This is a genomic window from Microbacterium sp. (genome assembly GCF_039812165.1).
Taxonomy (GTDB): Bacteria; Actinomycetota; Actinomycetes; order Actinomycetales; family Microbacteriaceae; genus Microbacterium.
On sequence record NZ_JBDIAB010000158.1, the window covers coordinates 1 to 6,796 of the forward strand.

Consider the following 6,796-nt stretch of genomic DNA (forward strand, 5'->3'; position numbering starts at 1 on the left):
GTGGACCGGTTCCGCATCAACTGGGTGTGGATGCCGCCGTGGGGGCCGGAGCGCATCACCGACGACGGCCGCGACATGATGCGGGCGCTCGGCTTCGCCATCTGATCCGGGCCGGCCGGGACGATTCCCGCCGGACGACCCCCGCCGCTGCGCGGGACGCTGATCGTCGGGCGGGGAGCGCCAGCGCGTCTCGATCGCGCGTGCGCTCCTCAAGCCCGCGCCGGTGCTGCTCGTGGACGAGGCCACCAGCGCGCTCGACGCCGAGAACGAGGCGGCCGTGGCGGCCGCGCTGGCCGACGACCCGCGCCCGCGCACGCGCGTCATCGTGGCGCACCGGCTCAGCAGCATCCGCGCCGCCGACCGCGTCGTCTTCCTCGAGGACGGCCGCGTCGTCGAGGACGGCACGATCGACGGGCTGCTCGCCGCCGGCGGGCGCTTCGCCGAGTTCTGGCGGCAGCAGGATGCCGCGAGCGCCTGGCGTCTCGGCGGCACGGAGACCGGGGGTCGGCCCGGGTAGGCTCGAACGATGAGCGCGACCCCACTCGAAGCGCTGCCGCTCGAGGCCCTGCGCCGGCGCAGCAGCACGAAATGGCGCACGTACCCCGACGACGTGCTGCCCATGTTCGTGGCCGAGACCGACTTCCCGCTCGCCGAGCCCATCACGGCCGCGCTCGCCGAGGCCGTCGCGCTCGGCGACACCGGCTATACGCCGCCCGAGCCGGGCCTGCGCGACGCGTTCGCCGACTTCGCGCTGCGCCGCTTCGGCTGGCACGTCGACCCCGCGCGCGTGCGCTCCACGGGCGACGTCATGATGGGCGTCGTCGAGCTGCTGCGGGCGACCGTCGCCCCGGGCGACCGCGTCGTCACGACGCCGCCGGTGTACCCGCCGTTCCCGATGTGCATCGACGAGGCCGGCGCCGTCACCGCCCCCGTGCCGCTCTTCGACACCGGCGCCGGGTGGGAGCTCGACCTGGCCGGCATCGATGCGGCGCTCGCCGCCGGCGCCCGCGCGGTGCTCCTGTGCAACCCGCACAACCCCACCGGCACCGTGCACGCGCGCGAGACGCTGGCCGCGCTGGCCGCGTCGGCCGAGCGCCACGGCGCGGTCGTGATCAGCGACGAGATCCACGCGCCGCTCGTGCGCGACGGCATCGCGTACACCCCGTTCCTCGCCGCGTCCGACGCGGCCGCGCGCGTCGGGTTCGCGGTCACGAGCGCCTCGAAGGCGTTCAACCTCGCGGGCCTCAAGTGCGCCCTCATGGTCGCGGCCGACCCGGCGCGAACGGCGACGCTGCGGGGCCTTCCCGCGGAGGTGGAGTGGCGCACGGGCCTGTTCGGAGCGCTCGCCGGCGTGGCGGCGTTCTCCGAGGCGTCCGACCCGTGGCTCGACGGCCTGCGCGCCACGCTCGAGTCGAACCGGCTCCTCCTGGCCGAGCTGCTGGCCGAGCACCTGCCGCGCGCCCGTTACCGGGTGCCGGATGCCGGGTTCCTCGCCTGGATCGACGTCTCCGACCACGGGTGGGGCGACGACCCCGCCGAGCACATCCGCACCCGGGCGCGCGTGGCGCTCAACCCGGGTCCGAGCTTCGGCCTCGAGGGCATCGGACACGTGCGCCTGAACTACGGCTGCGCGCCCGAGGTGCTGCGCGAGGCCGTCGCGCGCATCGGCGCGCTCGCGTCGTGACGCCCGCGGGCGAGGGCGTCTGGCATCCGCGGTACGCGTGGGTGACCGCGGGCGCCGTCGCGATGATCTTCCTGGCGGCGACGCAGGCGCTCGCCGTCACCACCGTCATGCCGCTCGTGAGCGCCGACCTCGACGGGGCGACCCTCTACGCGGTCGCGTTCGCCGGCACTCTCGCCACGAGCGTGGTCGGCATGGTCGCCGTCGGCGCGTGGTGCGACCGCAAGGACCCGATCCTGCCGCTCGCCACCGCCGTCGCGGTGTTCGTCGCCGGCCTCCTCGTCGCCGGGCTCGCCTCGACCATGCCGGTGCTGGTCGCCGGGCGCCTCCTGCAGGGGCTCGGCACCGGGGGGCAGACCGTCGCGCTGTACGTCGTCGTCGCCCGCGTCTATCCCTCCGAGCTGCACGGCCGCGTGTTCGCGGCGTTCTCGGCCGCGTGGGTCGTGCCGTCGATCATCGGGCCGTTCCTCGCCGGCGTCGTGGCCGAGTACCTGCACTGGCGGTGGGTGTTCCTCGGGGTGGCCGTGCTCACCGGGCTGGCGTTCACCATGGTCTACGTCAAGCTGCACGGGCTGTCGCTGCGCACCGACGACCCGAGCCGCGCCCCGATCGCGGCGCGGCTGGGCTGGTCGGTGCTCGTCGCGGTCGCGGCGCTCGCGCTGAGCCTGGCCGGCGAGGCCGGCGGCCTCGCGCCGGTCGTGATCGCGGCATCCCTCGCCCTGATCGCCTTCGCCTCGCGCCCGCTGCTGCCGCGCGGCACGCTGCTCGCGCGACCGGGGCTGCCGAGCGTCATCCTGATGCGCGCGCTCATCGCCGGATGCCTGTTCGGCGCCGAGATCTACGTGCCCTACCTGCTGATCGACGGCTACGGCTTCTCGCCGACATGGGCGGGGCTCGGCCTCACCGCCGCCGCGCTGCTCTGGGCGCTCGGCGCCGACCTGCAGGGACGCTTCGGCGACCGGCTCGGCAACACCCGCATCGCCCTGATCGGCGTGACGCTCCTCTCCTCGGCGACGGCCATCGCCGCCGTCACCGCGGCGCTGCACCTGCCGCCCGCCGTCGTGATCGCCGGCTGGGCCCTCGCCGGCGGCGGCATGGGTCTCATGTATCCGCGGCTGACGGTCCTCACGCTCGCGTACTCCACGCCGCGCAACCAGGGCTTCAACTCGTCGGCGCTGTCGATCGCCGACTCGGTCGGGGCCGCGGCGTCCATCGCGGTCCTCGGGCTCACGTTCGTCGCGCTCACGGCGACGGATGCCGGATTCCCCGCGGTGTTCGCGATCGCGACCGGCCTCGCGCTCCTCGCGCTCCTGCCCGGGCTGCGGGTGGGCCGGGCGCACGAGCAGGCGACGCAGCCGCGCTGAGCGGGCACGGAAAGCGTCACGGGCGTATCACCCGTATCGCCGCGCACTCCTGTCCGTATCATGCGAGCGGGGAGAGCGGGAGGGGCTCGGAAGGTCTCGACGGCACGCCGCTCGTCGGGAGGTGGGCAGCAATGAACCGCACGTCCGTGCGCATCGACGCGCGCGACCCGATCTCGGAGGCGGGCATCGTCAGCCAGCTCCGCCCGAGACCGGAGGTGAGGCTCGTCTCGACCGAGGAGCCGGACGATCCCGACGTCGCCGTGGTCGTCGCCGACGCGGTCGACGAGGAGACCCTCACGACCCTCCGCTCGCTGAAGCGGCAGGGGCGGTCGCGCGCGGTGCTCATCGCGACCCAGCTCGGCGACGGCGACCTCGTCCGCGCCGTCGAGGCCGGCGTCGTGGGGCTCATCCGCCGGGCGGAGGCGCGGCCCGACCGGCTCGTCGCCGCGATCCGCGCCGCCGCCGCCGGCGAGGGGACCGTGCCGCCCGACCTGCTGGGCAAGCTCCTCGACGAGGTCGGGCGCCTGCAGCGCACGGTGCTCGGGCCGCGCGGCATCCCGTTCTCGGGCCTCGCCGCGCGCGAGGTCGAGGTGCTGCGGCTGGTCGCCGAGGGGTGGGGCACCGCGCAGATCGCCCGCAAGCTGTCGTACTCCGAGCGCACCGTGAAGAACGTGCTGCACGACGTCACCACGCGGCTGCAGCTGCGCAACCGCTCGCACGCCGTCGCCTACGCCATGCGTGAAGGGCTGATCTGACCCGACGCCCCGTGGCGGCGTCGTGCCCTCATGCCTCGACGGGCGTGCACGACTGCCCTTTCGGGCAGATCGAGGTGCCCTCACGGGCCGCACCGATGGACGTCGTGCGCTGCCCTCGGGGGCCTCGACGTGCATCCCTCGGGGCAGACCGAAGGGCAGCGCTCGCTGCCCGAGCGGGGCCCCGTTCGCGCAGCGTGCGCTGCCCGCGGGACGGCCCGAGCGGACTGCGCGACACGGCGGGCGCCGCTCGATCCTGGATGTGTGGGCGGGGGGACCGCCCAGCGAAAGGAGAGAACAATGAACGCAACACCCGCCCTCGACGAGGACACCCGCCGGCTCGTGGACGCCATCGCCCGCGACCTCACGGCCGCCCAGGTGAGCTCGGGTCAGCGCGACCTCGGCGCCGACGTCGCGGAGGCCCCGGTCTCGGCCGACGCCGCCGAGCAGCAGCGGTTCTTCGGCGCGGCCCTCGGTGCGCTCGCCTCGGTCGTGGTCCCGAAGGTGGCCACCGGCATCCTGGGCCTGCTCCAGCAGCGCCGGCGCGACCTCGGCATCCCCGAGCAGCGCGACGCCGACGCGGTCTCGCGCGACTTCAGCGCCATCCTGAGCGCGCTGCTGCCCAAGCTCATCGACGCGGTGCCGACGCTCGTCGGCGCGCTGCAGGGCCGCCCCGCGCCGCGCAGCGTCGAGGAGGAGAACGAGCGCTTCCTGCCGTTCCTCGCGGCAGTGGTGCCCGCCATCGTGTCGGCTGCGCCGTCGATCATCTCGCTGTTCAACAAGCAGCGCGGGGTGGACGACGCGCCTCCGTCGATCTCCGACCCGGAGGTCTCGGAGCGCTTCATCGGATCGCTGCTCGGCGCCGTCGTGCCGCAGATCCTCCAGGCCGCGCCGTCGATCCTCGGCTCCATCTTCGGCGGACGCCGCGACGTCGCCGAGACCGCCTGGTGACACCCGGCCACACGACCGGTGGGCTCGCGGCGGAGGGGCGACAGCATCCTCCGCCGCGAGCCGCCTCAGCACACGAAAGGAAAATCCCATGCTCAGCATGAATCGAGCGGTCTTCGCTCGCACGCTCCGCCGTGGCGACAAGGGGGAGGACGTCCGTCAGCTCCAGGAGATGCTCGGCCAGGCCGGGTACGACCCCGGACCGATCGACGGCGACTTCGGGCCGCGGACGCTGGCCGCCGTGCAGGCGTTCCAGCGCGCCGCCGGCCTCGTCGTCGACGGCGCGGTCGGTCCTCTGACGATCGCCGCGCTCACGTCGGCGCTCCTCGGCTCCGGCGCGCCGGCCGGCCGCAAGCCGGTCGGGCTGTCGTTGCACATCGGCCTCAACAACGTCGATCCGGCGTCGTACCCGTTCCACGTGCCGCCCCTCGCGGGCTGCATCAACGACGCGAACGACATGCGCGACCTCGCCCAGCAGCAGGGCTTCCGGGTCCGGCAGCTGCTCGACGGGGCGGCGACGTCCGCGGCCGTGATCGACGGCATCCGGGCGGCGGCCGGTCAGCTGGCCGCCGGCGACATCTTCCTGCTCACGTACTCCGGACACGGCAGCCAGGTTCCCGACCCCGCCGAGGACGACGGCCGCAGCGAGACCTGGGTGCTGTGGGACCGTCAGCTCATCGACGACGAGCTGTACGCCCTGTGGGGCCTGTTCCAGCCCGACGTCCGGGTGCTGGTGATCTCGGACAGCTGTCACAGCGGCACGGTCACGCGCGCGCTGGAGATGCTCACGGCGCAGGTGTCGCGGGCGACCGAGCAGGCGCGGGACACCCGTCTCGTCGACCTCGCACCCGCCGACGCCACGCGCCTCGAGCTGTCGCTGGCCGAGTCGATGGCCGCGGTGCTGCAGCAGGCCGGCGACGTGCGTCCCGGCGCGTCGCGCGACCTGGCGGCCTCGGTCGTCGGGAGTCTCGTCGGCGCCTGGGGTGCGGAGCGCGACCTCGGCGTCATCGACCGGCCTCGCCTCCTCGACCTGGACGACGCGCGTCGGGACGTCCTCGCGCGCGCCGAGCTGTACCGGGATGCCGTGGACCGCGCGGCCGGCGCACCGACGCCGCGCTGCAAGGTGCTGCTCCTCTCGGCGTGCCAGGACAACCAGACGGCGAGCGACGGGCGCCCCGATCCGACCGGGCACCAGAACGGCGCGTTCACGCGGGAGCTGCGGCAGAAGTGGTCGTCGGCACGGGACTACGCCGATCTCCACGCCCGCATCCTCGCCGACATGCCGGCGACGCAGTCGCCGAACCTGTTCTGGTCGACGCCCCGCGATGCCGCGTTCGAGGGCCAGCGCCCCCTGACGGTCTGACTCGCGCCCCGGCACCCGCGTCGTTCCGCGAGACTCCGTCCGCGCACCGAGACCGCATGTCCGACGTGCGGTCTCGGTGCACGACAGGGGTCTCGCGAAACGGCGCCGGGTCAGGTCTGCGGCTCGGCGAGCCCCGAGGCGCCCGGACGGGGCAGCACGTGGTGACGCCCGCGCGGCAGCACGATGGGGGTTCCCGAGACCGGGTCGTCGATGACGACGGCATCCAGCGCGAAGATCTCGCGGATCAGGTCGCTCGTCATGACCGCGTGCGGCGGGCCGTCGGCGACGACCTCGCCCGCGCGCATCGCGAACACGTGGTCGGCGTAGCGCGCCGCGAGGTTCATGTCGTGCAGCACCATCACGATGGTCGTGCCGCGGTCGCGGTTGAGGTCGGTGAGCAGGTCGAGCACCTCGATCTGGTGCGACACGTCGAGGAACGTCGTCGGCTCGTCCAGGAGCAGGATGTCGGTCTCCTGCGCGAGCGCCATCGCGATCCACACCCGTTGCCGCTGGCCGCCCGAGAGCTCGTCGACCGAACGGTCGGCGAGGTCGGCGATGCCGGTGGCGGCCAGTGATGCGGCCACCACCTCGTAGTCGTGCTCGTTCCAGCGCGCGAGGGGGCGCTGATGCGGATGCCGGCCCCGCCCGACGAGGTCGGCGACCGCGATGCCCTCCGGAGCGGTCGGGC

At 74.3% G+C, this 6,796-nt stretch carries 6 protein-coding genes and 1 pseudogene; 6 read left to right on the plus strand and 1 reads right to left on the minus strand.

The annotated features are described in order from the left end of the window. Positions 1–178 precede the first annotated feature (178 nt). From WML84_RS11480 to WML84_RS11505, 6 genes and pseudogenes are all read left to right on the plus strand, one after another. Positions 179–517: pseudogene (locus WML84_RS11480) on the plus strand (iron ABC transporter permease); the annotation flags it as partial. A 9-nt stretch (positions 518–526) separates the two neighbouring features. Further along, positions 527–1,684 (plus strand): aminotransferase class I/II-fold pyridoxal phosphate-dependent enzyme, encoded by a 1,158-nt coding sequence (locus WML84_RS11485; RefSeq protein ID WP_347346280.1) that lies wholly within the window; start codon positions 527–529, stop codon positions 1,682–1,684. Continuing rightward, the gene (locus tag WML84_RS11490; protein ID WP_347346281.1) at positions 1,681–3,045 is read left to right on the plus strand and encodes an MFS transporter; all 1,365 of its coding nucleotides are present in this window, start codon (positions 1,681–1,683) and stop codon (positions 3,043–3,045) included. The genes WML84_RS11485 and WML84_RS11490 overlap by 4 nt, the downstream gene beginning before the upstream one ends. 131 nt (positions 3,046–3,176) lie before the next feature. Further along, positions 3,177–3,800, plus strand: coding sequence for a response regulator transcription factor (locus tag WML84_RS11495; RefSeq protein ID WP_347346282.1), 624 nt, complete (start codon positions 3,177–3,179; stop codon positions 3,798–3,800). Between the two features lie 297 nt (positions 3,801–4,097). Further along, positions 4,098–4,748, plus strand: coding sequence for a hypothetical protein (locus WML84_RS11500; protein ID WP_347346283.1), 651 nt, complete (start codon positions 4,098–4,100; stop codon positions 4,746–4,748). Positions 4,749–4,836: 88 nt separating this feature from the next. Continuing rightward, complete coding sequence (locus tag WML84_RS11505) at positions 4,837–6,108, plus strand: caspase family protein (protein WP_347346284.1); 1,272 nt, start codon at positions 4,837–4,839, stop codon at positions 6,106–6,108. A 110-nt stretch (positions 6,109–6,218) separates the two neighbouring features. On the opposite strand, the gene WML84_RS11510 is transcribed toward WML84_RS11505, so the two are convergent. Beyond that, the coding region (locus WML84_RS11510; protein WP_347346285.1) for an ABC transporter ATP-binding protein at positions 6,219–6,796 on the minus strand (578 nt) is incomplete at its 5' end.

Bases quoted from the DNA above. Each gene is read 5' to 3' on its own strand.
- WML84_RS11485 (WP_347346280.1), top strand. From the start codon at position 527: ATGAGCGCGACCCCACTCGAAGCGCTGCCGCTCGAGGCCCTGCGCCGG.
- WML84_RS11495 (WP_347346282.1), top strand. From the start codon at position 3,177: ATGAACCGCACGTCCGTGCGCATCGACGCGCGCGACCCGATCTCGGAG.
- WML84_RS11500 (WP_347346283.1), top strand. From the start codon at position 4,098: ATGAACGCAACACCCGCCCTCGACGAGGACACCCGCCGGCTCGTGGAC.
- WML84_RS11505 (WP_347346284.1), top strand. From the start codon at position 4,837: ATGCTCAGCATGAATCGAGCGGTCTTCGCTCGCACGCTCCGCCGTGGC.